The sequence below is a fragment of the Rhizobium sp. F40D2 genome, from assembly GCF_051810745.2.
Lineage (GTDB): Bacteria > Pseudomonadota > Alphaproteobacteria > Rhizobiales > Rhizobiaceae > Rhizobium.
On sequence record NZ_CM131436.1, the window covers coordinates 225,218 to 250,873 of the forward strand.

30 protein-coding genes are annotated in these 25,656 nt (G+C 62.5%); 11 read left to right on the forward strand and 19 right to left on the reverse strand.

The annotated features are described in order from the left end of the window. Positions 1 to 37: 37 nt before the first annotated feature. From ACS4RS_RS01100 to ACS4RS_RS01135, 8 genes are all read right to left on the reverse strand, one after another. Positions 38 to 493: a cytochrome c-type biogenesis protein CcmH gene (locus ACS4RS_RS01100; RefSeq protein WP_439009080.1), complete on the reverse strand. Its 456-nt coding sequence runs from the start codon at positions 491 to 493 to the stop codon at positions 38 to 40. Continuing rightward, positions 490 to 2,487 (reverse strand): heme lyase CcmF/NrfE family subunit, encoded by a 1,998-nt coding sequence (locus ACS4RS_RS01105; protein ID WP_439009079.1) that lies wholly within the window; start codon positions 2,485 to 2,487, stop codon positions 490 to 492. The genes ACS4RS_RS01100 and ACS4RS_RS01105 overlap by 4 nt, the downstream gene beginning before the upstream one ends. Continuing rightward, entirely contained in the window at positions 2,484 to 3,011 is a 528-nt protein-coding gene (ccmE, locus tag ACS4RS_RS01110; RefSeq protein ID WP_439009078.1) for a cytochrome c maturation protein CcmE, read from the reverse strand. The genes ACS4RS_RS01105 and ccmE overlap by 4 nt, the downstream gene beginning before the upstream one ends. Then, positions 3,008 to 4,168: a c-type cytochrome biogenesis protein CcmI gene (ccmI, locus tag ACS4RS_RS01115; protein ID WP_449313844.1), complete on the reverse strand. Its 1,161-nt coding sequence runs from the start codon at positions 4,166 to 4,168 to the stop codon at positions 3,008 to 3,010. Before ccmI ends, ccmE begins: the two co-directional genes overlap by 4 nt. A gap of 90 nt (positions 4,169 to 4,258) precedes the next feature. Next, positions 4,259 to 4,684, reverse strand: coding sequence for a hypothetical protein (locus ACS4RS_RS01120; protein ID WP_439009076.1), 426 nt, complete (start codon positions 4,682 to 4,684; stop codon positions 4,259 to 4,261). 118 nt (positions 4,685 to 4,802) lie between these two features. Further along, positions 4,803 to 6,206, reverse strand: a complete 1,404-nt coding sequence (locus tag ACS4RS_RS01125) for an ATP-binding protein (protein ID WP_439009075.1) — start codon at positions 6,204 to 6,206, stop codon at positions 4,803 to 4,805. After that, complete coding sequence (locus ACS4RS_RS01130) at positions 6,196 to 6,867, reverse strand: response regulator transcription factor (protein WP_003569356.1); 672 nt, start codon at positions 6,865 to 6,867, stop codon at positions 6,196 to 6,198. The genes ACS4RS_RS01125 and ACS4RS_RS01130 overlap by 11 nt, the downstream gene beginning before the upstream one ends. Before the next feature lie 53 nt (positions 6,868 to 6,920). Next, the gene (locus ACS4RS_RS01135; protein WP_003587696.1) at positions 6,921 to 7,169 is read right to left on the reverse strand and encodes a hypothetical protein; all 249 of its coding nucleotides are present in this window, start codon (positions 7,167 to 7,169) and stop codon (positions 6,921 to 6,923) included. A 333-nt stretch (positions 7,170 to 7,502) separates the two neighbouring features. Here ACS4RS_RS01135 and ACS4RS_RS01140 point away from each other — a divergent pair, with 333 nt between their 5' ends. After that, complete coding sequence (locus ACS4RS_RS01140) at positions 7,503 to 8,726, forward strand: MFS transporter (protein ID WP_439009074.1); 1,224 nt, start codon at positions 7,503 to 7,505, stop codon at positions 8,724 to 8,726. A gap of 288 nt (positions 8,727 to 9,014) precedes the next feature. Here ACS4RS_RS01140 and ACS4RS_RS01145 read toward each other — a convergent pair whose 3' ends face one another. Together ACS4RS_RS01145 and ACS4RS_RS01150 are read right to left on the reverse strand one after the other, a co-directional pair. Further along, positions 9,015 to 9,320, reverse strand: a complete 306-nt coding sequence (locus ACS4RS_RS01145) for a Dabb family protein (protein WP_439009073.1) — start codon at positions 9,318 to 9,320, stop codon at positions 9,015 to 9,017. A 19-nt stretch (positions 9,321 to 9,339) separates the two neighbouring features. Continuing rightward, positions 9,340 to 10,026, reverse strand: coding sequence for a hypothetical protein (locus tag ACS4RS_RS01150; protein ID WP_439009072.1), 687 nt, complete (start codon positions 10,024 to 10,026; stop codon positions 9,340 to 9,342). A gap of 157 nt (positions 10,027 to 10,183) precedes the next feature. Between ACS4RS_RS01150 and ACS4RS_RS01155 the strand changes: the two genes are divergently transcribed. After that, complete coding sequence (locus tag ACS4RS_RS01155; RefSeq protein ID WP_439009071.1) at positions 10,184 to 10,315, forward strand: hypothetical protein; 132 nt, start codon at positions 10,184 to 10,186, stop codon at positions 10,313 to 10,315. Between the two features lie 38 nt (positions 10,316 to 10,353). On the opposite strand, the gene ACS4RS_RS01160 is transcribed toward ACS4RS_RS01155, so the two are convergent. From ACS4RS_RS01160 to ACS4RS_RS01175, 4 genes are all read right to left on the reverse strand, one after another. Continuing rightward, positions 10,354 to 10,914, reverse strand: coding sequence for an LmrA/YxaF family transcription factor (locus tag ACS4RS_RS01160; RefSeq protein WP_439009070.1), 561 nt, complete (start codon positions 10,912 to 10,914; stop codon positions 10,354 to 10,356). A 28-nt stretch (positions 10,915 to 10,942) separates the two neighbouring features. Then, the gene (locus ACS4RS_RS01165) at positions 10,943 to 11,404 is read right to left on the reverse strand and encodes a DUF1348 family protein (protein WP_439009069.1); all 462 of its coding nucleotides are present in this window, start codon (positions 11,402 to 11,404) and stop codon (positions 10,943 to 10,945) included. 85 nt (positions 11,405 to 11,489) lie between these two features. Next, entirely contained in the window at positions 11,490 to 12,443 is a 954-nt protein-coding gene (locus tag ACS4RS_RS01170; protein WP_439009068.1) for a flavin-nucleotide-binding protein, read from the reverse strand. Positions 12,444 to 12,503: 60 nt separating this feature from the next. Next, positions 12,504 to 13,115, reverse strand: coding sequence for a glutathione S-transferase N-terminal domain-containing protein (locus tag ACS4RS_RS01175; RefSeq protein ID WP_439009067.1), 612 nt, complete (start codon positions 13,113 to 13,115; stop codon positions 12,504 to 12,506). A 146-nt stretch (positions 13,116 to 13,261) separates the two neighbouring features. Between ACS4RS_RS01175 and ACS4RS_RS01180 the strand changes: the two genes are divergently transcribed. After that, complete coding sequence (locus tag ACS4RS_RS01180) at positions 13,262 to 14,188, forward strand: LysR substrate-binding domain-containing protein (RefSeq protein ID WP_439009066.1); 927 nt, start codon at positions 13,262 to 13,264, stop codon at positions 14,186 to 14,188. On the opposite strand, the gene ACS4RS_RS01185 is transcribed toward ACS4RS_RS01180, so the two are convergent. From ACS4RS_RS01185 to ACS4RS_RS01195, 3 genes are all read right to left on the reverse strand, one after another. Continuing rightward, positions 14,158 to 14,526 carry a DUF983 domain-containing protein gene (locus tag ACS4RS_RS01185; RefSeq protein WP_003587713.1) on the reverse strand — a complete coding sequence of 123 codons (369 nt, stop codon included), beginning with the start codon at positions 14,524 to 14,526 and terminating at the stop codon, positions 14,158 to 14,160. The two genes, ACS4RS_RS01180 and ACS4RS_RS01185, sit on opposite strands and share 31 nt — an antisense overlap. Positions 14,527 to 14,743: 217 nt before the next feature. Further along, a complete protein-coding gene (locus ACS4RS_RS01190; protein ID WP_439009065.1) occupies positions 14,744 to 16,147 on the reverse strand; it encodes an aminotransferase class I/II-fold pyridoxal phosphate-dependent enzyme in 1,404 nt (467 codons plus the stop codon). A 113-nt stretch (positions 16,148 to 16,260) separates the two neighbouring features. After that, on the reverse strand, positions 16,261 to 17,226 hold the full coding sequence (locus ACS4RS_RS01195; RefSeq protein ID WP_439009064.1) for an SDR family NAD(P)-dependent oxidoreductase: 966 nt from the start codon (positions 17,224 to 17,226) through the stop codon (positions 16,261 to 16,263). A gap of 117 nt (positions 17,227 to 17,343) precedes the next feature. Between ACS4RS_RS01195 and ACS4RS_RS01200 the strand changes: the two genes are divergently transcribed. Then, positions 17,344 to 18,246, forward strand: coding sequence for a cupin domain-containing protein (locus ACS4RS_RS01200; RefSeq protein ID WP_439009063.1), 903 nt, complete (start codon positions 17,344 to 17,346; stop codon positions 18,244 to 18,246). A gap of 192 nt (positions 18,247 to 18,438) precedes the next feature. Then, positions 18,439 to 19,344 (forward strand): S1C family serine protease, encoded by a 906-nt coding sequence (locus ACS4RS_RS01205; RefSeq protein WP_449313845.1) that lies wholly within the window; start codon positions 18,439 to 18,441, stop codon positions 19,342 to 19,344. A 43-nt stretch (positions 19,345 to 19,387) separates the two neighbouring features. On the opposite strand, the gene ACS4RS_RS01210 is transcribed toward ACS4RS_RS01205, so the two are convergent. Further along, a complete protein-coding gene (locus ACS4RS_RS01210; RefSeq protein ID WP_439009062.1) occupies positions 19,388 to 20,275 on the reverse strand; it encodes a LysR substrate-binding domain-containing protein in 888 nt (295 codons plus the stop codon). Between the two features lie 102 nt (positions 20,276 to 20,377). Here ACS4RS_RS01210 and ACS4RS_RS01215 point away from each other — a divergent pair, with 102 nt between their 5' ends. Together ACS4RS_RS01215 and ACS4RS_RS01220 are read left to right on the forward strand one after the other, a co-directional pair. Next, complete coding sequence (locus tag ACS4RS_RS01215) at positions 20,378 to 20,995, forward strand: NAD(P)-binding domain-containing protein (RefSeq protein WP_439009061.1); 618 nt, start codon at positions 20,378 to 20,380, stop codon at positions 20,993 to 20,995. Between the two features lie 184 nt (positions 20,996 to 21,179). Further along, positions 21,180 to 21,560, forward strand: a complete 381-nt coding sequence (locus tag ACS4RS_RS01220; RefSeq protein ID WP_439009060.1) for a VOC family protein — start codon at positions 21,180 to 21,182, stop codon at positions 21,558 to 21,560. Positions 21,561 to 21,621: 61 nt separating this feature from the next. Here the strand turns inward: ACS4RS_RS01220 and ACS4RS_RS01225 are convergent, their stop codons facing one another. Beyond that, complete coding sequence (locus tag ACS4RS_RS01225) at positions 21,622 to 22,584, reverse strand: LysR substrate-binding domain-containing protein (protein WP_439011777.1); 963 nt, start codon at positions 22,582 to 22,584, stop codon at positions 21,622 to 21,624. A gap of 122 nt (positions 22,585 to 22,706) precedes the next feature. Here ACS4RS_RS01225 and ACS4RS_RS01230 point away from each other — a divergent pair, with 122 nt between their 5' ends. The 4 genes from ACS4RS_RS01230 to ACS4RS_RS01245 all read left to right on the forward strand — a co-directional run bounded on the left by ACS4RS_RS01230 (position 22,707) and on the right by ACS4RS_RS01245 (position 25,487). Next, positions 22,707 to 24,107 (forward strand): MFS transporter, encoded by a 1,401-nt coding sequence (locus ACS4RS_RS01230; RefSeq protein ID WP_439009059.1) that lies wholly within the window; start codon positions 22,707 to 22,709, stop codon positions 24,105 to 24,107. Between the two features lie 175 nt (positions 24,108 to 24,282). Then, on the forward strand, positions 24,283 to 24,579 hold the full coding sequence (locus tag ACS4RS_RS01235; RefSeq protein ID WP_439009058.1) for a hypothetical protein: 297 nt from the start codon (positions 24,283 to 24,285) through the stop codon (positions 24,577 to 24,579). Positions 24,580 to 24,628: 49 nt separating this feature from the next. Further along, positions 24,629 to 24,964 carry a hypothetical protein gene (locus tag ACS4RS_RS01240; protein ID WP_439011776.1) on the forward strand — a complete coding sequence of 112 codons (336 nt, stop codon included), beginning with the start codon at positions 24,629 to 24,631 and terminating at the stop codon, positions 24,962 to 24,964. A 178-nt stretch (positions 24,965 to 25,142) separates the two neighbouring features. Further along, positions 25,143 to 25,487: a hypothetical protein gene (locus ACS4RS_RS01245; protein ID WP_439011885.1), complete on the forward strand. Its 345-nt coding sequence runs from the start codon at positions 25,143 to 25,145 to the stop codon at positions 25,485 to 25,487. The last annotated feature ends 169 nt before the right edge of the window (positions 25,488 to 25,656 follow it).

The following is a 25,656-nucleotide window of genomic DNA, read 5'->3' on the forward strand; positions in this document are numbered from 1 at the left end:
CGCTTGGTCGCGGCGGGCGATTGCCGCCGGCGGAACGTTACTTTTCCAAAAGCTCGCTCAACTTGGCCTGTTCGTCCGCCGTCAGCTTGCTGCCCGTTGGCTTGCCTGACCGTCTGCGGGCAAAGATCAGCAATGAGAGCCCGCCGGCGAACACCAGCAGCGCCGGGGCACCCCAGAGCAGGCCGGTCTTGATACTAAACCGCGGTTTCAGCAGCACGAATTCGCCGTAGCGCGAGACGATATAGTTCAGCACCGCCTCGTCGCTGTCGCCGTCGGTGATGCGCTCGCGCACCAGCAGGCGCAGATCCTTGGCGAGATCGGCATTGCTATCGTCGATCGACTGGTTCTGGCAGACCATGCAGCGCAGCTCCGCCGAAAGGGCGCGCGCCCGCGCTTCCAAAGCCGGGTCGGCGAGCACCTCGTCCGGGTTGACGGCGAAGGCGGGCGCGGCCAACAGCAGCAAGACGAAAGCCAGCAGGAGACGCCGCATCATTCCGCCGGCTCCATTGCAGGCTCTACAGGCTTTGCCGCCTTCGCCTTCCGGCGCGGAGCACCGACGCGCAGGCGCCGGTCGGACAGCGAGACGAGGCCGCCGGCAGCCATGATCAGAGCGCCGCCCCAGATGCAGAGGATGAACGGCTTCCACCAGATGCGCACGACAATGCCGCCATCCTTGGTGGCGTCGCCGAGCGAGACGTAGAGCTGGCTGAGGCCGAAGGTCAGGATGCCCGCTTCCGTCGTCGGCATCTGGCGGGCGGTGTAGAGGCGCTTGGCCGACCAGGTGTCGGCGACCGCGACGCCGGCGCGGCGGATGGTGAAGTGGCCGCGCTCCTCAGTGTAGTTCGGCCCGGTCGCCGGCTGCATGCCGTCGAAATGCAGGCTGTAACCGCCGGCGTCCGTGGTCTCGCCGGGCTTCATCTCGATGACGTGCTCGGTCTGGAACGTCGTCACGGCAACGATGCCGAGCACGGTGACGCCGAGCCCGGCATGGGCAAAGGCGGTGCCGAAGGCCGAACGCGGCAGGCCGGTCAGGCGGCGCCAGGCGACACTGCCCGCAACCTTGCCGATGCCGGCGCGATACCAGAGATCGGCAACGGCGCCGAAGACCAGGAACAGCCCGGCGGCGAGGCCGAGCACCGAAAGCACCGGCCCGCCATGCTGCAGATAGAAGAAGATCACCGCGGCAGTGAAGGCGATGCCGGCGACGACATAGAGCCGCTGCAAAGCGCCGAGCAGATCGCCGCGCTTCCAGGCGAGCAGCGGCCCGAAGGGCACGATGACGATCAGCGGCGCCATCAGCAGACCGAATGTCAGGTTGAAGAAGGGCGGCCCGACGGAAATCTTGTCGCCGGTCAGCGTCTCCAGCAGCAGCGGATAGAGCGTGCCGGTCAAGACCGTGCCGCAGGCGACCGTCAGGATCAGATTGTTGACGACGAGCGCGCCCTCGCGCGAAATCGGCGCAAACAGCCCGCCGGCCGAAAGCTTCGGCGCGCGGAAGGCAAACAGCGACAGCGCGCCGCCGATGAAGATCAGCAGGATGCAGAGAATGAAGACGCCGCGGGAGGGATCGCTGGCGAAAGCATGCACCGAGGTCAGCACGCCGGAGCGGACCAGGAAGGTGCCCATCAGCGACAGCGAGAAGGTGAGGATGGCCAGCAGCACCGTCCAGATCTTCAGCGCCTCGCGCTTTTCCATGACGAGGGCCGAATGCAACAGCGCGGTGCCGGCAAGCCAGGGCATGAAGGAGGCGTTTTCCACCGGATCCCAGAACCACCAGCCGCCCCAGCCGAGTTCGTAATAGGCCCAGTAGGAGCCCATGGCGATGCCTGATGTCAGAAAGGTCCAGGCGGCCAGCGTCCAGGGCCGCACCCAGCGGGCCCAGGCAGCGTCGATGCGGCCTTCGAGGAGCGCGGCGACGGCAAAGGAGAAGCAGACGGAAAAGCCGACATAACCGAGATAGAGCAGCGGCGGGTGGATCGCCAGACCGACATCCTGCAGGACGGGATTGAGATCGCGGCCCTCGGCCGGCGCCGGATCGAGCCGCAGGAAGGGATTGGAGGTCAACAGGATGAACAGCGTGAAAGCGACCGAAATCCAGGCCTGCACGGCAAGCACATTGGCCTTCAGCGTCTCCGGCAGGTTGCGCCCGAAGACGGCGACCAGCGCACTGAACAGCGTCAGGATCAGCAGCCAGAGCATCATCGATCCCTCGTGATTGCCCCAGACGCCGGAATATTTATAGATCAGCGGCACCAGCGAATGCGAGTTCTCCCAGACGTTCTCGACCGAAAAGTCGGAGACGACATGGGCATAGGTGAGCACGCCGAAGGAGAAGGCGACAAGCGCAAACATCGCCAGCGAACCGATGGTCGCCACATCCATCATCGCCCGGTCGTGGCGGCGGGCGCCGATGACCGGCACGATCGAGAGGATGAGCGCCGTTGCCAGCGCCAGCACCAGCGCGTAATGGCCGATCTCGATGATCATTGCGTCGCTTTCGCCTCCTGGCCCTGATTCTCCTGGCCCCGGCTCTCCTGGCCCTGACCTTCTTTTCCTGGGCTCTCCTGGCCTTGACCTTCTTTCCACAGCCCCTGCTGCTTCAGCCTGTCGGCCACGTCCTTCGGCATATAGGTCTCGTCATGCTTGGCAAGCACGGTATCGGCGGTAAAGACGTTGGTCCCCGGCGCAAACATGCCTTCGGTGACCACCCCCTGCCCTTCGCGGAAAAGATCCGGCAGGATGCCGGTATATTTGACCTTCACGGCATTGGCGCTGCCGTCGGTGACGGAAAATTCCACGGTCGAGCCGGCGCCGCGCACGACGCTGCCCTCACCGACCAGGCCGCCGAGCCGGATGCGGGTTTCCGGCGCCACCGGGGTCTTTGCCAGATCGGCCGGCATGTAGAAATAGGCGACCGACTGGCTGAAGGCGAACATGACCAGCAGCACGGCGGCGGCAATGAAGCCCATGCCGCCTGCGATCACCGCCAGGCGCTTCTGCTTGCGGGTCATTGCGTCGCTCCCTCCGTGGCTATGCCGAGTTCCTTGGCCAGCGCCAGCAATTGGCTGCCCTGTTCGCCGGGCGGCGGAAAGGCGGCAAGCCCGCGCTTCAGCGCAGCGGCGGCACGATCCTTATCGTTCAACACGGCATAGGAACGGACGAGCCGCACCCATCCCTCGAAATTGTTCGGATCGGCGCTCAGCTTGGCATCGAGGCTCTCGACCATGCCGCGGATCATCTGCTGCCGGTCGCCGGCATTCATGCTCTGCGCGGCTGCGACATCTTCCTGCGTGGGAATGCCCGGGGCAGCCTGATCGACGCCCGGGGCAGCTGCCTGGCCGGCGCCTGCCGGCGCGCCGCCATTCATGGCGATATGCTCGTTGACCAGCGGCAGCCAGGGCGCATCGGCCGGCGATTGTTTTGCCAGCGCCTCGAAGGCCTGGCGCGCCTCGTCGCGTCGTCCTGCCTGCTCCATGCTGAGGGCGACGTAGAAGCGCGCGCGCGGGTTGTCGGGTTCCAGCGTCAGCGATTGTTCCAGCACCTGACGCGTCTCCTCTGTCACCACACCATCGGAGACCGCCATCAGCGTCTCGGCAAGGCCGTCCAGCCGGGCCGGGCTCGGGCCGAGAAGCCGGATGGCGTTGCGATAGGCCAATTGCGCATCGTTCACGCGCATGGTGCGCAGATAGATCGGCGCCAGCACGTCCCAGCCCTTGCCGTCATCGGGCTTCTCAGCCAGGTGCCGTTCCGCCTTGACGATCAGCACCGCCATATCGTTGCCGGGATTTTCCAACCGCGCTTCCAGCGGCTGCGAGGGCAGGTCCGGCCTGCCCGTCGTCAAATAAAGACAGAGCCCGAGAAGCGGCAGCACCAGCAGCACGAAGGCCTCGGTGAAACGGTGATGCCGTGCGGGTTTCGGCGCCTCTTCCGGCTCACCGGCAGAGGCGGCAATCAGCCGACGGCCGATTTCCGCCCTCGCATAATCCGCCTCTTCAGGCGTGATCAGCCCGCCATTGAGATCACGATCGAGTTCGCGCAGCTGGTCACGATAGACCGCCCTCTCGCCCGCACGGATATTCTCCGCCGCCTTCGCACCGCGCAGAAGGGGGTAGAGCAGGATGGCAGCGACGACTGCCGTTAGAACGGCAACGAGAATCCAGAACAGCATATCGGCCCAAATACGTGAAGCAGGCCGCCATTCCAACTGCCAAAGCCGGAATGACGAAGATTTGAGGCTATAAGCCGCAATTCATCGGCTTCAGCCGAGCGGCGACCAGCTGCCGTCCTCGTTGCGGCAGGCAGCGCCGCGCACCACGGTATCCTTGCCGTCGATCGTCAGCGTATGAGTATATTGCCGGCAGTTTTGCGAACCGACTTGATAGGGTGCTGCGGCAACGACCTTGCCGGTGACGTTCTTGCCGGTCCACAACATCGGCTGGCCGACGGCGGCGCCTTCCAGCGCCCGATATTCCGCCTCGAGCGCCCGCTGCTTGTCGCTATCGCTCAGCGTCACGCCGCTGCGGCCGACAAGGCCGCCCTGCAGCGCGGTGAGGAAGGAGGTCGAGGCCGAGGCCTTGCTCGAAAAAATGCCGCGTGAAGCAGCACCCTTCGTCGTCGTGCAGCCGGATAGCGCGACGACGACGATAAGAGCGGAAGCGACCATGCCTTGCGAGCGTAAAATCATTGCGTCGAACCACGATCAGGGGTCAATTTCAGCCGATCGAAGTGCAGCGTCCCCGTGTCAGCATTAAGGCAAAGCATGCTATGCATTTGCCGGTATCTTTGTGACATCAAGCAGTTGCTCATGCAACATCCTTTGTGATGCCGGGCAGGATAAGCTTCGCCTTGAGCCCGCCCCATTCGCCGCGGGAAAGCTCGAGCCGCCCCTGATACTCACTGGAAATCTCGGTGACGATCGAAAGGCCCAGCCCGGTTCCAGGCTTGCTTTCGTCGAGCCTGCGGCCGCGCTTCAGCGCCTCGCGGATCTGGTCGGGCTCCAGCCCCGGCCCGTCATCCTCGACGGCGAGTTCCACCCAGTGGCGGCGCGCGCTCGCTTCCGCGCCCCTGACGTCGTCGCCGGCCTCGACGGCCGAAAGCCGGACCTTGCTCCTGGCAAAACGCGCCGCATTTTCCAAGAGATTGCCGACGGTCTCCTCGAGATCCTGCTGCTCCATGGCGACGGCCAAGTGCGGCGGCGAGACGACGAGATCGAATTCGGTATCGACGTTCAGCCGGCGCATGACGCGCACCAGCCGCTCGAGTGCTGGCTCGGCATCGGTGCGGGCAAGCACGGATTCGCGCTGCGCAGCGATACGGGCCCGATTGAGATAGGACTGCACCTGCCCTTGCATCGATTCCGCCTGGCTGCGCACCAGTTCGCCATGGGGTTTTTCGAGCACGCGCGCCTCGTTCAGCAGAACGGCGATCGGCGTCTTCAGCGAATGGGCGAGATTGCCGACCTGCATGCGGGCCCGCTCGACGATGCGGCGGTTGCTGTCGATCAGCGCGTTGACCTCATTGGCAAGCGGCAAGATCTCCCGCGGGAAATCGCCCTTCAGCTGCTCGCTCTCGCCGGCGCGGATGCGCTCCAAGGCGGCACGGGCCTTGTCGAGCGGCTTCAGGCCATAGAGAATCGCCAGCGCATTGACAATCAGGCTGCCGACGCCGAAGCCGGCGAGCGCCAGATAAAGGCTATGGGAAAAAGTGCGCACGTCGTCCTCGACGACATCGACATTGCCGGTGACGCGGACGCGCGCCGCGCGCCCGTCAGTATCGAGCACCACTTCGGTTTCGGCCACCTGGACGCGGTTCCCCGAGGCATCCGTCACCTGGTAATAGCGCTCGTAATTCTTGTCGAAGGGCGCCTCGACGACGGAAGGGACCGGAATGAGCGCCGAGCCGAGCGAGGGCGACACCAGCGGCGCCGTCGTGTAGGTGCCGAGCGGCTCGACCACCCAGTACCAGCCGGTCTTCGGCTGGGCAAAACGCAGGTCGCCGAGCTGCGGGCTGCCGCTGAGCGCGCCCTGATCGCCGATCGTCACCGAGTTGATGACGTTATAGAGCTGCGCCCGCAAGAGATCCTGGAAACCGCGCTCGGCGCTCTTGCGGTAGAGGGTGGAAATCAACAGGCCGATCACGACAAGAGCCACCGTCGACCAGACTGTGGTCAACAGCAAGACACGTGCAGTGAGGGACTTAATTCGCATGTTTCGGCGCTTGGATGCGGTAACCGAGACCGCGCACCGTTTCGATCAGATCGACGCCCATTTTCTTGCGCAGGCGGCCGACAAAGACCTCGATCGTGTTGGAATCGCGGTCGAAATCCTGGTCGTACATGTGCTCGACAAGTTCGGTGCGCGAGACGACCTCGCCCATGTGATGCATGAGATAGGCAAGCAGGCGGTATTCGTGCGAGGTCAGCTTCAGCGTCGTGCCGTTGACCGTCGCCTTCGAGGATTTTGTATCGAGCCGCACCGGCCCGCAGATGATCTCGGACGAGGAATGCCCGGCCGCACGCCGGATCAGCGCCCGAATGCGCGCCAGCACTTCCTCGACATGGAAGGGTTTGGTGACGTAGTCGTCGGCGCCTGCGTCGATACCGGCGACCTTGTCGCTCCAGCGGTCGCGCGCCGTCAGAATCAGAACCGGCACGCCGCGGCCGGCGCCGCGCCATTTTTCAAGAACGGTCACTCCATCCAGCTCCGGCAGGCCGATATCGAGAATGATGGCGTCATAAGGTTCGGTGTCGCCGAGGAAATGGCCTTCCTCGCCGTCGAACGCCTGATCGACGACATAGCCCGCCTCCTTCAGCGTGTCGGCCAGCTGCCGGTTGAGATTGACGTCGTCTTCGACTACCAGAATGCGCATCAGCCCGCCTTCGTCCGCTTCAAATCGATCTGCCCTGAATAGACCGATTCCGCCTACATCGGAACCTTTACCGTCACCTTGCGTGGACGCTGGCCGTTGCCCGACACCAGAACGGTGATGATGCAGGTATCGCCCACCGGCTGCACGGAGAGAAGCTGGCCGCCCGTCTGTTCGACGACCTGGGCTGCGGCGGCGCTGCAATCGCCTGCTACGCTATGAACGAGAGTGCCCGCGCCATCCGGTGAAGGCGCCGATACCACCAGTCCGGCGGCCAATGCTGCGACGCTCAGAGGAAAGGCCATGTGTTATGCTTTCAAGGTAATGCCAACGTGGCCAGAATATGTACTCACGCGACCTGAATGGCAAATGAATGCGCTGTCATGCAGGGCATTTAGAACTGTCCTCGACTGCTGGCGGCAGCTACTGAAACCGCCACGCGGCAAGCTCGGTCGCCTCCCCCCGCGTGGGAAAAGTCTGCAGCACTAAGCACGCACGGAGTGTTGGGCGTGGATGCTCACTTGACCCGAGGATGGATAGCTGCGCACCGCGGACCGTCGAGAATTGCGATCGCAGCTTTTGCCGACCGGTCGAAGCTGTTATGTCCTTGCTGTTTCCGTCCGGCAATTTCAGCACCAATGCCTAATTCCTTTCGCTTCCGCTCGGCGCAGACGGTCACCGTGCTTGCCATCACTCAATTGATCGGCTGGGGCACGACGTTCGACATGCTCGGGGTGATGGGCCGCATCGTGGCGCCCGCTCTCGGTCTGCCGAATGAGGTGGTGTTTGCCGGCCTGACGATCATGATGATGGTCAGCGCCATCGTTGGCCCCGCGACCGGCCGCTGGCTTGCCCGCTACGGCGCCGCTCGGGTGCTTTCGGCCTCATCGCTCATCTTTGCGCTTGGCCTGCTTCTGCTGTCCGCCGCAAACGGCATCGTACTTTACGCCGCCGCCTGGATCGTCATCGGCATCGGCGGCGCGTGCGGCCTTTCGGCACCGGCCTATACGGCCGTCGTCGAGCGCGAAGGGGCGAACGGCAAACGCGTCATTGCTATTCTCATGCTGTTCACCGGGCTGTCGAGCACCGTCTTCTGGCCGATTCTCAGCCTGCTGAACGAAACAATGGGATGGCGCATCACCTTCCTCATCTGTGCCGGCCTGCAATTCTTCGTCTGCCTGCCGCTGCATCTTTTCGCCCTGCCCAAACCGATCGTAATGCAAATCGAAGGCGGCGCGGCAGACATTGCCCCGGTGCCGCTGTCCAAGGCGGCACGGCGCAAAGCCTTCCTGCTGATTGCGGCGGCGACGACAATCTCGACCTTCATCACCTTCGGCATCTCGCCATCGCTGCTCGAAATCTTCCGCCAGTCCGGCGCCTCGCCGGCCTTCGCGCTGCAGCTCGGCTCGGCACGCGGCGTGCTCGGCATCTCGGCGCGTTTCCTCGACATGCTGCTCGGCCGGCGTGGCAACCCCATGCTCAGCGCTGTCATGGGCATCGGCCTGATGATGATCAGTTTTCCGATCATGCTGGTCGCCGGTTCCTCGACACCGCTGCTCGTCACCTTCGTTCTGCTCTACGGCTTCGGCGCCGGCGTCATGACCGTCGCCCGCGCGCTTCTGCCGCTGGCGTTGTTTTCACCGGCCGAATACGGCCTGCAATCGGCCCGGCTGTCGCTGCCGCAAAATCTCGCCAACGCCATCGCTCCGGTCATCTTCACCGCCATCCTCGACCGCGCCGGCACCGAGCCGGCCCTCATCGCCTGCGCCGTTCTCGCAGCCTTGGCGCTGACCTTCGTGCTGATATTGATGGCGATGGTTCGGGGCGCCCATGCATCGCAACCGAGCCCGGTCGCTTCATAAGAGCGCGGCCAGGCTGCGGCGTTCTCCGTCAGCCATTCTTAATGTATCCTGATTATCGTCTATCCCTGGACGGGTACGCCTTCTCCTACGCGCGCCGCCACTAAGGCCGATTGACGATCGATCAGCTGCCGTTTTTGGCGAATCTTTTGAATCGCTTGCAGCTTCTTTTTCCAAAGTTGAGTCTGGTGGCTCTGAAGTTGAGTCAACTTTCGAGCGACATCGATGCGGCAGGTCACTTACCATTTGAAATTCTGCTGAAATGTCGCCTGGCATCCCAAGGCTTTATGCTCACAGGGGCCGTTTCACCGCCGTGCAGCTGTCGTAATCGGCGGCAATGCGTTTTTCCCGGAGCGGCCGCACCCGCTCGATCGACAGCTGATAATCGGGATGAGCCTTGTAGGCGGCAAGGGCCGCCTCATCGTCGAATTCGCCGTAGACCACGAGATCGATCTCCGTGCCCAGCTGATCGGTCTTCACATTGGTGCCGATTTCCAAGAGCCGCGCATGCGGAATGGCGGTCAGGATCGAAAGCCCGGCCCTCACCTCCTGCAGACGTTCCTCCTGCACGGTGAAGAAGACGATATGGCGGATCACGCGAAGCTCCTGTCGAGGTTCAGAGGGTCAGCCGCGCGATAGCACGCAAGCCCCAGGCCTTCAACCGCGCGATCGCGCCATCCGCAGCATCGGGACGCATCGCCGCATGGAAGGCCATGGCATAGGCCGCGAGCTTCTCCGCCCGGTCGGTGCCATTGACGATGCGTCGCGCGTTCACCCAGTCCTCGGTCGCCGCGTTCAGGTGGTCGGCAAGCTTGTGGCCGGTAAAGCTGCCTTGCAGCATGCCGTCGATCAGGATCTTCACCGCTGCATCCATCTCCATCGCCCGGTCGGGATCGGCAATGAGGTCGATGCCCGTCAGCGTGCTCATCGCCTCATAGTTCCGCTTGTGGGTGAGTTGCACCAGGCCGCGCCCGAGCCAGCTGCGGCCATCTTCATCGGGCCGCCAGTAGGGCGTCTTCACCCAGGAAAGCCGGCCTGCGGCAAAGGCCGTCTCCAGGATCTCGACGGCGCGGGCATCGCTTTGCGCCAGCGTCTCCCGCACCGGCTGCATCGTGTAGGCGGTCTCATGATAGGCGGTCGCGAGGATATAGGCGAGCCACCGCCGGTCGGCATGAGGAAACCGCTCTTCCCAGGTGTCGAGAATCGCCGTGATGCCCACTACCTGAAGATGCGTCAGCTCTCCCTTGAAGAGCTCGTCCTTCACCGCATCGAAAAATAAACTTCGGTCCATGTGGACAACCATTCTGTGCTTCCTGGGAAATATCATGGTTAAGACCGCCTTAATCGATTAAAATTCATTTAATCGTTTAAAGTATTTAAGCCACTGATTTACACGTCTTTTGTCTTGTGCAATGCATCTTCTTGCCCTGAAGCCTTGCCGCGAAAAGAGGAGACTTCCGATGCAGACGCCCGCCACCCCGCAAGCTACCATTCCCCAGCACCTCGTCGACCAGATGGAAAACGAGTGGCGCCAGATTCGCCTTGAACGGGAAAATCCGCGCCCGGCCCAGCAGCCTCAACAGCAACGCTGAGAGATAAAGGCAAAGCGGCGCGGATGTAAGGCCTGCCCTCATCGCGTCGCAGCCTCAAACCGCTTCGCCAGCGTTTCCAGCGAGCGGGTGAAGATCATTTCGTCTCCCAGCGCCCGCGCCAGCACCAGCGCGCCTTGAATGCCGGCGACACCTTCCTCGGCGAGCGTTTGCGCCTCTTCGTCAGAACAGCCTGCCCGGCTCAACGCCGAACGCAAGGCGCCGATCCAGCGGATGAAATAGTCGCCGATCGCCGCCGAAAACCGCTCCCTTGTGTCGTCAAGCGCGAAGGCGCCCACGAGGCAGATGCGGCGGCCGGATCTGAAGTAATCATTCACATTGACCCACATCGCCGCGATCGCCTGTCGGGCGTCGTCCTGTCTCAGCGGCCGATAGATCGCCTGCTCGAACCAGGCGTCGATATCGGCAAGCACCGCACCTGCCATCTCCTCCTTGCCGCCGGGAAAGAAGTGGTAAAGGCTGCCCTTGCCGAGGCCGGTGCGTTCGGTGATGCGGCTGAGCGACGTGCCCTCATAGCCGAGTTCGCGGAAGATTTCCGCCAGCAGCGGCACGACGTCGGCGCGTTCGTAGACGGTCTTCACCGGCGGAGTTTCCTTGGCCTCGCTTGCGTCAGAGGCCAAGCTCGGTCAGGCCGGGATGATCGTCCGGCCGCCGGCCGAGCGGCCAGTGATATTTGCGCTCAGATACTTGGATCGGCAGGTCGTTGATGCAGGCGAAGCGGCGCTGCATCAGGCCGGCGGCGTCGAATTCCCAGTTCTCATTGCCGTAGGAGCGGAACCAGTTGCCGCTGTCATCGCGCCATTCATAGGCGAAGCGCACGGCGATACGATCGTCGGTGAAAGCCCAGATCTCCTTGATCAGCCGGTAATCCAGCTCTTTCGCCCATTTGCGGGTGAGAAAGGCGACGATCTCGGCGCGGCCGTTGACGAATTCGGCGCGGTTCCGCCAGCGGCTGTCCGGTGTATAAACGAGCGAGACGCGCTCGGGATCGCGGCTATTCCAGCCGTCCTCGGCAAGGCGGACTTTCCGGGTGGCGGTCTCAAGGGTGAAAGGCGGGACGAGGCTGGTCACGGGTGCTCCTGTACTGAACAGTAATTCTTGTACCGTTTGGTACAATGATTTGCAAGGTGGCCCGAGCAGCGTTTTGCTGCTCCCCTCACCCGCGGGAGCGCCGCAGCAGATCGGCGCTCTCCTTCCTCCATCGCAGCGGCAAGGCATCCGGGCGCAGCACGATCTCTTCGGGCGTGAAACGCCACAGCCGTTCCGCCCGTTCAAAGCGTGTGATTTCGGGCGCATCGAGCAGTACCTCGACCTTTCCCGCAAGTTGCAGCATGTCGCCGGTTTCAAAGTCGACGAAAGCCAGCCCGGCCTTTGGATTGACGAGAAAATTGCCGAGCGTGTTGAAGAACCGATTGCCGGAAAAATCGGGAACGGTCAGCACCCCATCGGCACCGACATGCACGAAGCCGACGCTGCCGCCGCGATGGGAGACATCCACCTGCCGCTCGCCATTGTCGCGATCGAAATAGGAGGCGACGAAGAAGGTATCGGCGCCCTCGATCATCTCGCGCATGCGATCGTCGAGTTGACCGGAATGCAGCGGCGCCACCTCTGTCGGGCTATTGGGATCGCGGATAAAGACGGAAGTGCGAGGCTGGATATATTGCGGGCAATTCCCGAAGCTCTGGCCGACGCGCAGGCGGAAGGCTTCGGCATCCGTTCTGCGGATGACGCCGTTCAGCCGGTTGCGCCGCCGGGTCTCGAGCTGGATGCCGAGCATTGCAATCGCGTCGCCATCCTCCATGCCGGCATCGGCGGGATCGACCGGGTCGCGCGGCAGGTCGACATCGAGGCTCTCCGGATCCGGCGACGACATGAAACCCGGTCGCGCAGCCCGCACCGTCGCCCAGACATCACCTTTGGCATCGACAGCGCCGAGCACCACGAAAGGGAGCATCGGAAAAAACGCGCGGTGCTGTTCGGGCATCGCCGTGCGGACGAAATTCCGGCCGGGTCCGTCCATGCGTTCTACGACCCCGACGCTACGCTGCATGGCCAGTTCACCCTGATGCCAGGGTGACGTCTCGTTTTCTCTAGTCTGCTCCAGCATGACGGCCTCCTTGCGGGCACCATTTGGGAAACCGGGACGGTGAGCCGTCCCGGCGCAGTCTCATGCGGCAAGGCCGATCTTCGTCTTGCGAAAGCCGACGAAACCCGGAAGCGCCGCGATGCGGGCAAGCCAGGCGCGGACGCTCGGATAGGCCGAGATGTCGACATTGCCCTCCGGCGCATTGGCGATGTAGCTGTAGAGCGCGACGTCGGCGATGACAGGATTATCGCCGAGCAGGAAATTGCGGCCGGCGAGCTCCGCCTCGATCAGCGCCAGAATGCGGTGCGCCCGGGCGATCACCTCATCGGTGCGGAAATCGGCGCCGAAAACGGTAACCAGGCGGGCAGCGCACGGTCCATAGGCAATCTCACCAGCAGCAACCGAGAGCCATTTCTGTATTCGCGCCGCGGCCAATGCCTGTTCCGGCAGCCACTCGGTGCGGCCATATTTGCGCGCGAGATAGACGAGGATGGCAGAGGAGTCGGTGATGACCGTGCCCTCATCGTCGAGGACCGGCACCTGGCCGAATGGATTGAGCTTCAGAAATTCCGGCGCCTTGTGGGCGCCCGCCGCCAAGTCGACCTCGACCAGTTCATAAGGCACGCCGAGCAGCGCCAGGAACAGGTGAACCCGGTGCGAATGGCCGGAAAGCGGGTGGTGGTAGAGTTTCATGATGGTTTCCTTAGGTCTTCCCGATCGACGGGCCATGATTGACGATGGCCGCCTGCGAACCATCTGCGGGCTAATCTATTGCCTTCCATTTGATTGCAGTAGAATGCTAATCTGGAAAGCATATTCCCAATTTTTGGAAGGATAGAATGGACCGCCTCGACGCCATGACCGTGCTTCTTGCCGTTGTCGAACAGGGTAGCCTATCGGCCGCCTCCCGGCATTTGCGGTCGCCGCTGGCAACCGTCAGCCGCAAAGTTTCCGAGCTGGAAACCCATCTGAACGCCCATCTGCTGCAGAGAAGCAACCGGAAGATCACGCTGACGGAGGCCGGCCGCTCTTATGTGGAGGCGGCGCGGGAAATTCTCGATCGGGTGGAAGAGGCGGAACGGACGGCGGCCGGTGAATACAGCGTGCCGAAGGGCGCGCTGACGATGACCGCGCCGATCGTCTTCGGGCGGCTGCATGTCCTGCCTGTGGTGGTGGATTTCCTGAAAGCCTATCCCGATATCAATCTGCGACTGATGCTTGGCGACCGGCTGTCGAACCTCGTCGAGGACCATATCGATGTGGCGCTCCGGATCGGCAACCTGCCGGACAGCAACCTGATCGCCACCAGGCTCGGCGCGATCCGCCGAACGGTCTATGCCAGCCCGGCTTATCTCGCACGGCAGGTCACGCCTCGGCATCCGGGCGATCTCGCCGCGCATGACTGCATCACCTTCGACAGCATGGCCTCTCCGCTGAGCTGGACATTCACCGAAGGAAAACGCGGTCTCAACGTGCCGATCCGCTCACGGCTAGCCGTCAACACCGCCGAGGCTGCGGTCGATGCGGCGGTCGCCGGCCTCGGGATCACCCGGGTGCTATCCTACCAGGCAGCACGCGCCGAGAGTGCCGGCCTGCTTACGCCATTGCTGACCGATTTCGAACCGCCGCCGACACCGGTGCATCTCGTCTATCCCGCGCAGGGATTGGTGCCCTTGAAATTGCGGGCGCTCATCGATTTCGCCACGCCGCGCCTGCGCGCGACGCTCAACAGATCTCAGGCGAGTTTGCCCTCTTCCGCCTTATAGAAATACTGGCTGGCGACCAGCCAGCCCTTCAGCGGCCGCAACGGCGGAATGCAGGTGGCGAGCATGAAGGGGCCTGTGACCAGAAGCTGCACCCAGATCGGCGCGGTAAACGCCACCTCCAGCCAGACGCCGAGCAGCACGCTCGGTATGCAGGCAAAACAGATGACGAAGAAAGCCGGACCGTCGGCCGGATCGGCAAAGGAATAATCGAGGCCGCAAGCCTCGCATTCCGGCTGCAGCGTCAGGAAGCCTTTGAACATATGGCCCTGGCCGCAGCGCGGGCAGCGACCCCTGATGCCGGTCTGCAGCGGAGGTAGTGGAGGATATTCGGTTTCCATGATGATCACACCTTGTTTTGCACGGGCATCAACCATTCAATGCCGGCAACAATGAATGCATTCAATATAAATACATTGTTGAGATATTACCAGTCAATTCGTCAGAATGCCGCAGAGTTCCGCAAGCCGGGCCGACCGCGGATTGTGCAAACTTCATTTGAAGGGGTCGCAAGAACCGATCGCTTGCCTGAAGGGCTCAGCTAGCGGCGTTGGCGGCTCAGAAGAACGAAGCTGCCATTTCCGGCGGCCCCTCAAGCGCATGGGCCATGAAATCCAGCGCGCCCTGCAGCTTCTCCCGGCTGATCGGGCCGCCGAGGCAGACACGCACGGCCTCGGGCGCGGCACCTTCGACCGTGAAAGCATCGCTTGCCACGACGCCGATGCCGGCGGAGCGCATGTGGCTGCCGAAGGTGGAGCGGGTCCAGCCGTTGGAGAGCGGCAGCCATATGTTGAAACTGAGCGGATCGGCGCGGTAGCTGCCTTCAGGCAGGAGCGCGGCGACCATCTGCTGGCGCGCGGCGGCTTCAGTGCGGATGAAGCGCAGGATCGCGTCGGCCGTGCCGTCCTCGATCCAGCGGGTGGCGAGCGCCAAGGTCAGCGGCGAGGCCATGACATTGTTGGCGCGCATGGCGCTGACGAAGGGCCACACGGCTTTGCTATCCGGCGCCACGACATATGCAAGACGCAGGCCGGCGCCGATGCATTTCGCCAGCCCGCCGATATGCCAGGTGAGATCGGGCGCCGTTGCCGCAAGCGGCGGCGGACCTTCCAGTGGAATGAAGCCGTAGGCATCGTCCTCGACGATCGGCACGTGATATTTGCGGGCAACCGCTGCGATTTCCTCGCGGCGCCTGGCCGGGATGGTCAGCGTCGTCGGGTTTTGCAGCGTCGGATTGAGATAAAGCGCCTTCGGCTGCAAACGCTCGCAGGCTCTGGCAAAGGCGTCCGGCAGGATGCCGTCTTCATCCATCGGCAAGCCCGCAAGATTGAGCCGCAGCTGGGCGGCGATCGAGCGCATGCCGGGATAGGTGATGATTTCCGAGAGCACGGTTTCGCCCGGTTTGGCCAGCAGGCCGAAGATCGCCAGCAGGGCCGGATGGGCGCCAGGCGTCACGAAAATCCGCTCCTGCGAGGGCGCCAAGCCGCGACGGCTGAGCCAGGCGGCGGCGGCATCCTTGTCCATAACCGAGCCACCGAAACCCTGATAGCGCAGAAGCGGAACGAGGTCCGCTGTCAACGCCGCCATGCCCTCGCGCATGCGGGCGATCAGTTCCGGATCATCCGGTTCCGGCGGCATATTCATCGAGAAATCGACGACAGATGCCCGGCGCGGATCGGGCGCCGTACCAGGCGCGAAGCCCTGGCTCCCCCTGCCCGCGCCACCGGTGACGAAGGTGCCGCGGCCGACATGCGAATCGACCAGCCCGCGCTTCTGCGCCTCGACATAACCTCTCGCCACCGTGGTGAAATCGACATTCAGCCGCTTGGCGAGTTCGCGTTGCGGCGGCAGCCGGTCGCCGGCCACGAGGTGGCCGCTGCGCAGATCCATTTCGATCACATCGGCGATCGCCATATAACGAGGGCTGCTGCTGCGCCCGAGATCGGGATGCCAGTCTTTCATGTCGTAATCCGTGCAGCCTGAGTCTTGAATGGATTGACTGTATATTGTTGCACGGTGACGCTGTCACGAAAAATGTCAGCTTGGAACTGAAGGCGCGCGGCTGATTGGATGTATCATCGCATTTGCCGCGCCGCGAGGGCGTCGATGCCAGTCAACCTTGCCGACAGAGCCCACAGGCATTCGGCCTGCTCGGGGTCGGTTGCATGGTCGCTCACACCACCTGGCTTGCCGTCGATCGCCCGCTTCGCCACTTCGCAATCTTCGCAGTAGAGGCCTCCCATGCCGTCAAGCTGAGGCGAGGTCGCCGCCCATAGCTGCGTTGCGGCGCCTTGCGATGGGGTTTTGAACGTCGGATCGATGGGATTGCCATCGGCGTCGATCCAGCCGGCACCGATCATATCTTCCTTTGAAAGATGACGTTGCAGGGGCGTGAGGATCTTGCCCGGATGCAGAGAGAAAGCGCGGATGCCGGCACCCTGGGCGAGCCTGTCCAAATGCAGGGCGAAAAGAGCGTTGGCAGTCTTGGACTGGCCATAGGCCTGCCATTTGTCATAGCCGGTCTCGAACTGCACGTCGTTCCACCGGATGCCGGAGATTTGGTGACCTCCAGATGAAACCGAAACGATACGGGCATTGCGCGAAATAGCCGGCCAAACGCGGTTCACCAACGCGAAGTGGCCGAGATGATTGGTTGCGAATTGCGCCTCCCATCCATCACCGACGCGCGTCTGCGGACAGGCCATAATCCCGGCGCTGTTAATCACAATATCGATGCTGTGGCCGGCAGCGATGATGCCTTCAGCGAAGCGGCGAACGCTGTCGAGACTGGAGAGATCGAGCCGTTCGATCTGCACACCATTGACGCCGACAACGGCGTGGCGCGCCGCTTCGACGTTCCTTGCGCCGATGATCACCGTGGCGCCGGCTCTCGCTAAGGCGCGCGTGGTCTCCAGCCCGAGGCCAGAATGGCCGCCGGTGACGATGGCGCGCTTGCCGGAAAGATCAAGACCGGCCAGAACCTCATCGGCGGTGGTGCGGGTTCCAAATCTGGAGCCGACGGGGACTTGTTTCTCATTCATGATGATTGCCTTTGTTCTGCGACGTTGCCTGGAGGACGGTTGCGAGAATAGAGCGTGGCAATCAGACGATCTATGCGCTAAAGTCCGTAATCTCTTCGCCATAGTCCGGACTTCCGCATGGATCCTCTATCCACTGTTCTCGCATTGCTCAAACCGAGAAGTTATGTCTCTGCCGGTCTGGACGCCGGCGGCGTTTGGGCGATCGATTTTCCACCCCCTGATGGCATCAAGTTCAACGCAGTCATTTCAGGCACATGTTGGCTGAGTGTCGACGGCGTATCCGACGCCATTCGGCTTGAAGAAGGAGACTGCTTTCTGCTGACAAGCAGCCGGACCTTTCGTCTCGCCAGCGATCCATCTGTCAAAGCAATCCCAGCCGATACCATTTATTCGGTCGCCCGCGACGGCGTTGCGACCTGCAATGGCGGCGGTGATTTCTTCCTGATTGGCAGCCGTTTTTCCTTTTCGAGCGGAAATTCGGACATCCTGTTCGGCATCCTGCCGCCGATCGTCCATGCGAAGAGGGATTCCGATCATGCCGCCGTGCTGCGGTGGTCGCTCGATCGCATGACTCGAGAACTCCGCGACCGGCAGCCGGGCGGTTTTCTGATGGCAGAGCATTTCGCCCATGTCATGCTGATGCAGGTGCTGCGCCTTTATATCGCATCGCCGGACGCCCGCGGCGTCGGCTGGCTCTTCGCACTCACAGATAGGAGGATCGGTGCGGCCCTCGAGGCCATGCATGCCAATCCAGCTCGTAAATGGACATTGCAGTCGCTGGCTGAACGGGCTTCGATGTCCCGATCCACCTTTGCCCTTCATTTCAAGGCAAAGGTGGGGCTGGCGCCGATGGACTATTTGACGCGCTGGCGCATGCTTGTCGCAGGAGACCGCTTGGCGAATTCTGCCGAAGCAGTTGCGAGCGTCGCCCTATCGCTCGGTTACGACTCCGAAAGCGCGTTCAGCACCGCCTTCAAGCGGGTGATGGGAAGCTCGCCACGACAATATGCCCGGCGTTAAGCGGCCGGTAATGACAAGCGAACAATATCGGCGCTCCATGGGCCTTGATTGGTAAAGGCATCGCCGGGCAACTCGCATCGGCCTGCCGATTCCGTCCGATGCAGTCTTGCACCCGCCTTCCCATCTCTTACCTATTTAAGAAGGAATGTGCCGGCCTCCATTCCTTCGCCGGCGCTCTGTCAGGATGAAAGCATGAATATCGATCCGATTTTGCGGTCAATCGTGGCCGTTCGTTCTTCCATCCCGGAAGATGCCTTCACAGCAGAGACGCTGGGCACTGTCCGGGAGGGCAGCGGTGTGGTCATTCGCGACAATGGGCTGGTGCTGACCATCGGTTATCTCATTACCGAGGCCGAAGAGGTCTGGCTGACCACCCATGACGGGCGCGTCGTTCCCGCACATGCGCTTGTCTATGATCAGGAAACCGGCTTCGGCCTGGTGCAGGCGCTCGGGGCTCTCAATGCGCCGGCCGTGGATCTCGGCGACGCGGCAAACGCCAAGGCCGGCGATGCCGTCGTGCTTGCCGACGGCATCGGAGAATTCGTCGAGGCCAACATCGTCGCCCGGCAAGAATTCGCCGGCTACTGGGAATATCTGCTTGATGATGCGATTTTCACGGCGCCGGCCCATCCCTCATGGGGCGGTGCGGCGCTGATCGGTTCGGACGGCAAGCTTCTGGGTATCGGTTCGCTTCGCCTGCAAATGAGCCAGGGCGACGAGGTCGCCGATATCAATATGGTCGTGCCGATCGACATTTTGACTCCGATCCTCGACGATCTGTTGAACCGCGGAAGCGTCAACAAGCCGCCGCGGCCCTGGCTCGGCGCATTCTCCGCCGAGAGCAATGGCGGCGTGGTGGTGATGAGCGTCGCCGAAGGCGGTCCGGCCGCCCAGGCGGGTCTGCGCCAGGGCGATATCATCTCGGAGATCCGCGACGAAGAGGTCGATGGCCTGGCCGATTTCTACCGCAAGGTCTGGAGCAGCGGCCCGGCCGGCGCCGAAATCCCGATGCGGATTCTGAGGAACGGCCGGGAAGCCTGGCTGCGCATCAAGTCCGCCGACCGCAACAATTTCCTCAAGAAGCCGCAGCTGCAATAAGGTCGCCGACCGCCGCCGAATGCGCTTTCTGTTTGCGCGAATTCTACCGGCGGAGATCTCCGGCGATCCAGCCGATCGCGGCCTTCACCCGACGCGGCACGAATTGCCGCGACGGGTGAACCGCATGGATCGGCAGGCTGTACTTTTCCCAATCAGCAAGCACTTCGGTCAGCCGCCCGGCGGCAATATCTTCCTCGACCAGCACCAGCGGCGCATAGACGAGGCCGGCATCTTCCACTGCCGCAACGCGCATGGCTTCGCCATTGTCGATACCGATATTGCTGTTGATCTTTGCCGCCAGCACCCGCCCATTTTGATCTTCGAAATGCCATTGATCGCGCGGGACGAGGTTGAGGCTTAGGATGCAGCGGTGCTCCTGCAACTGCTCGGGATGGGTTGGGGTGCCGTTCTTTCCGAGATAACCGGGAGAGGCGCAGCAGACGAAGTGATAGGTGCCGATCCTTCTTGCTATCAACGAAGATGGCCGCAAATGCGCCACCCGAATGGCAAGGTCATAGCCTTCGGCGATCAGATCGACGTTCCGGTCGGTCAGATTAAGCTCCAGACTGACAGCGGGATGCTGATTGGCAAAGCGAGCAATGGACGACGCCAAGCGCTTCACGCCGAGCGTCGTCGGTCCGCTGATGCGGAGGTGGCCGGATATTTCATGGTTGGCGGGGCCGGCAATATCGTTCAGCTGCTCCAGCTCATCGATGACCCTGCTTGCTCTCTCCAGAAATCTGAGGCCGATCTCGGTGAGCCTCTGGGTTCGCGTGGTGCGCTCGATCAGCTTGACACCATAATCTGCTTCCAAAGCCTGAATGCGCCGGCCCACCATGGCGGGCGACAGGTTGAGCCTAGCGGCAGCTTTGGCAAAACTGCCGGCCGTCGCCACGGCTACAAAGGTCTTCAAATTGATGAGATCGGGCATTCGATACTTTTATGCAATTATATTCCGCCATTCAATGCCATTCATGATGGGTTCGCGGTCGACTATATCGACGTCATTCAACTCGATGAAGGAACCGACCACATGAAAACCGCTATTATCGGAACTGGAAACATGGGCGCCGGCTTGGCGCGTCGCCTGGCAGGCAAGCGTGAGCTCATCCTGGCGTCGCGGAATGAGGCCGTGGCAAAGTCGCTTGCCGAGGAGATCGGCGCGACGAGCGCATCGATCTCCTCCGCCGTGGCCGAGGCCGACATTCTGGTCCTCGCGCTGCCTTATGCTGCGGCGCTCGAATTTGCCGGAACGGCAGTATTGCAGGGCAAAATCGTCGTCGACATCACCAATCCGCTCAAGCCCGATTTCTCCGGCCTGCTGTTTGGTCACGACACGTCGGCAGCCGAGGAAATCCAGAACAGGGCCAAAGGCGCCAAGGTCGTGAAGGCCTTCAATACCATCTTTGCCGAGCTGTTTGCGGCTTCCCCAAAGCACACCTCCACCATACCGGTCTTCCTGGCCGGGGACGATGATGCTGTCGAAACCGCCGTAGCGCTGGTGAAGGACGCCGACTTTTCTATCGAGAAAACCGGTTCGCTCGATGCCGCTCGCCTGCTCGAGCCCTTGGGAATGCTGAATATCCGCCTTGGTTACGGCCTCGGTCGCGGTACCGGGATTGCCCCGAAATGGGTTGCCGTCGACGGCTGACGTCACGGCTGGTCTCGCCCATGCGGGACCAGCCATTTCTATCGCCTCAAATGAATGAGCTGCCAGGCCGTAGCGACCAGCGCCGTTCGTTGACTTGAGATGGCGGTTGAAAGATGGTGGCGTCGTGCCATCTTGAGGATGGAAATCCGTCTGGAACGAGCGGCGACAAGGAGTTTTGCGGCCCATGTTCGATCATGTCTCCATCGGCGTAAAAGACCTCGAAAGAGCCCGCCGTTTCTATGATGCGGCGCTGGCGCCGCTCGGATATGAGCGCCTCTCCAATTCCGACACCATGATCGGCTATGGCCCGGAACGGGTCGGGCTCTGGGTGACGCAGGTCGAGCAGCCGGTTCTTGCCGATCTGCGGTCCGGGCTGCATTTCTGTTTCGTCGCGCCTGATGAAGCCGCGGTCGATGCCTTTCACGCGGCAGCGGTCGCCTCCGGCGGCACGGATAATGGCGAACCGGGCATCCGGCCGGATTACGGGCAGTTCTATTATGCCGCCTTTATCATCGACCCGGACGGCTACCGTCTCGAAGCCTATTTCCACAAAGGCGAGCTGTAATAAGCTTTAGCCTTTACGCAATTCCGGACGGAAAACCGTTTCAGACTTTTCCGGGAATTGCTCAGGCCGCAGCTCTCGATATCGAGACGCGGCAGCCGGAGGCTACGAGCGCCTCGCCTGCGACGTCGAGGAACAGCCGGCGGAACCAGCGCGCCCGGCCGTCGGCCTGGTCGACGCGGCGATAGAGCATCGTTACCGGATCGGCCGGCAGCGAAAGCGGCGGCGCACAGATCGTCAGCCCGTGCAATTGCGCCATGCAGCGGCCGATCGATTCCGGCACGATGGCGATGGCCGGCATCGCCCGCAGCGCCGTCGGCAGGGCGGAAAAGCGCGGCACCGTCGCCACCACACGCCTGACATGGCCGGTGCGGCTCAGCTCGGCGTCGATGCTGGTCGACGCATTGCCCTCAAACGAGACGGTGACATGGGCGACATTGGCAAAATCCTCAAGGCTTAATGGCGCCTTCAGCTTGAGTTGAGCCTCGTCGTAAATGCAGATCGAGGCCTGGTTGAAAAGCGGCGCGCGGATGTGCCAGGAGGCCGGCTCGTCATGCACGGAAACGCTGAAATCGAAGACCCCCTCGTCCAGCCGGCGCGCGGCATCGCGCTTTTCGGAAGCGACGCCGATCAGCCGGGCGCCGGGTGAAAGCTGCAGCAGACGGGCGGCAAGCGGGCCGAAAAAGGCCGATTCGAGATTGTCGCACATGCCGATGCGGAACTCGCCCTGCCAGCTTGCCGGATCGAAGTCGGCCTGCGGGCGGATGGCGCGTTCAATGCCCGAGAGCGCATCCTCGATCGCCGGGGCAATGGAAAGGGCGCGCGGTGTCGGCTGCAGTCCGCGACCGACACGCACGAAAAGTTCGTCATCAAGCGTCTCGCGCAGCCGTCGCAACGCGGCCGACAGGCCCGGCTGGCCGAGCAGCAACCGCTCGGCGGCGCGGCTGACGTTGCGCTCCTGCATCAGCACCGAAAAGGCCAGCAGAAGGTTCAGGTCGATTTTGCGAAGGGTGGCGTCATTCATCATCACGAGTAATACCTGGCATGGCTACTATCAATTTGCAATGGGGCAGGAAGATGTACATTTTTTCGTTCCCTGCCGTCAGCGCAACCTCCCTCGACGAGGCGGCAGCAAAAAGGAACGTTTCGATGACACTTTCCAAATCGAAAAGCGGAGCGGGGCTGGCATTGCTGCTGCTCTGCGCCGCCAATTTTCTCGACGCCATGGACGTCTCCACCATCGGTGTCGCGCTTCCTGCCATCCAGGCCGAACTCGGCATGGAGGCGACGTCGCTGCAATGGGCAGTCAGCGCTTATGTTCTCGGTTATGGTGGCTTTCTGCTGCTCGGCGGCCGGGTGGCCGACGTCTTCGGCCACCGCCGCGTCTTCCTCTGGTCGCTGGCGATTTTTGCCGCCGCCAGCATCGCCGGCGGCTTCGTCGACAGCGGCCCGACGCTGATCGCCGCCCGGCTGATCAAGGGCATTGCCGCCGCCTTCACCGCACCTGCCGCTCTGGCACTGCTGCTGTCGGTCTTCGGTGAGGGATCCGCACGGGCCAAAGCGCTCGGGGTCTTCGCCTCCACCGGCGCCACCGGCTTCGTGCTCGGCATGGTGCTCGGCGGTGCCGCGACGATTTTCAGCTGGCGGGCAACGCTGGTCATGGGTGCGCCGGTCGCCATCCTGACGCTCTTGATTGCGCCGCTGGCGCTGCCGGCCGACCCGAAAAGGACAGGACCGCGGCCCGCTTTCGACTGGGCCGGTGCGCTGACGATCACCCCCGGGCTGCTGCTCTTCGTCTTCGGCATCACCAATGCCGCGGCCGCCGGCTGGCAGGCCTTTGTGACCTGGGGCTCGCTGCTGGCATCGCTGGCGCTGATCCTGCTCTTCCTCGCGGTCGAAGCGCGCCACGCCGATCCGATGGTGCCGCTCGGCATGTTCCGACGGGCGAAACTTAGGCACGCCAATGCGATTGCCGCACTCTTCCAGGGCGCCTATGTCGGCTTCCAGTTCCTGGCGACGCTCTATTACCAGAACGTCCTCGGCTGGTCGGCCTTCACCACCGGCTTCTGCTTTGCGCTTGGCGGCGTCTTCGTGATGTTCCTGGCGCCCCGTTTTGCGAGCCTCGCGCAAAATCGCGGCGCCACCGGGCTGATGGCCGCAGGTGTCGGTCTGCAGGCATTCAGCTACATCTTCTGGGTGACCGCACTCGGACATGTCGACCCGATCCTGCTCGTGCTGTTCTCGCAGATCCCGCTCGGCCTCGGTTATGCACTGACCTACCCTTCGGTGCAGGTCGCAGCCCTTTCCGACGTCGAGGATGACAAATCGGGGCTCGCTTCCGGACTGCTCTTCGCCTCCTTCCAGATCGGCGGCGGCATCGTGCTCGCAGCCGCCTCCGCAGTGTTCGGCGCCGCACCGCATTTCGGCTGGGACCCTTATGTCGCCGGCATCGCCTTCGTGGCGCTGCTTGCGGTCGCGATCACCCTGCTTGCCGCCGCCGGCCCGCGGACATCGGCCGCCCGGACGTCGGCCTATCAGGCCGCGGAATGACCGTTGCGCCCGCACCCTGACCGGTGCGGGCGCTTCATAAGATAAAGCGAATATTAGCAGCAGAATCCCATTGCCTTGCCTCGGCGAAAGGCGCATGGTCTCGCCTTCGGCAGCCATTGTACGGGCGCTGCCGACTGAGGGTTTTCATCCCCTCGCCCCGACGAAAGGAGGGCCTATGTCTTCCACTTCCGAAAAGCCGCATCTGACCTCGTCCGATCTCGACATGCTTCAAGGCGTGCTCGACGACGCCGGCTACGACGCCAGAATCCTGATCAATGACCAACGGGTGTTCAACGTCGCGGCCGTGCTGCTGATCAGGTTGTTCCAGGAGGGCGTCACCTCGCCGGCCATGCTCTCAAAGGCTCTCGAATACCATTTCGGCAAGCCGCAAGAACCGCCGAAACCGATCACCCCGATCTGCAACCGATATGCGATACAGGGATTGCCGCGCGAAAGACGCGCCGCCGGCTGACGCGCCGCGCATCTTTCAGACGCGCCAAAGGAGCCCAATCACTTTGAACCTGCGGAAATTCCTGTTCCTATGTATCGGCGTTGCAGCGGCCGGTTATTTTGGATGGGTGCAGTTCGGCGCTTACCAGCAACGGCAGCGTGCCCAGGATCTTGCGGGAATTGACCTGGAGCGCCGGGCGGCGCTCCTCGAAGCGGACGGCTGTCAGACACGGGTGGACCTGCTTCTGTCGATGACCGACCGCCTGCTCAAGGCCGGAGGTATGCGGGTGCCGTTCGACATCGGGCGGGATATAGACCTTTGCCTGGCGCGCGGCATCATGTCAGCATCGGGCCGAGCGGAAATGGAAAGAACCAAACTGATCCGCCTGTTTCCTACCAATGACTAAAGCGCGTCGCGCTTGTGGAAATATGGCTTTCTTGCGGCAATGGCCTTAATGGCACCGCAATTTCGTTGTAAGAGAGTGGCTCGCTGATTTGGCCGATGCGGCATCTGCGGTGACCGGAATCCGGCCCGCCATTTTCCCGATCGCGAAAGCATGGTGACGTCCCGCCTCAACGTCGGGTTTGGCTTTTGGTGATCTCTCAGGTCATCCGCCTCCAGACTTCGATGCGGTTTCAGCAGGCATCATTTCATTCAATTCCTGCGGCCCGGCGTTGTCGGGTCGCCCTCAAAACGATCCCGCGATCTCCGGTCGCGATCGACGAGCGGGCGAACACCGCGCAGGCTACGACTTTTCAGTTTTCGATCAAACGGGAGATTTATCCATGGCAAAAGGACAGGTAAGAAGCAATCGCGAGGTCCGGAAGCCGAAGAAGGACAAGCAGGCGGCGAAAGTGGAAAGCACATTCGCCAACCAGATGAAGACGGCAACCACGACCGCCCCGCATGGCAGTGCTCCAAAGAAATAAAAGATCTTAGCGAGCCTCCGCCCCTTCGCAGAGAAAGCGCAAATCGGGATCGATTTGCGCATAGACTTATGCGTGAACTGAAGGTGACTGTGCGTCCCATCGGCCGCGCTGCGGTTCGGCGTGACATTATCACCCATTGACATGTTTCCATAAAAACAGGAAGTGCTGC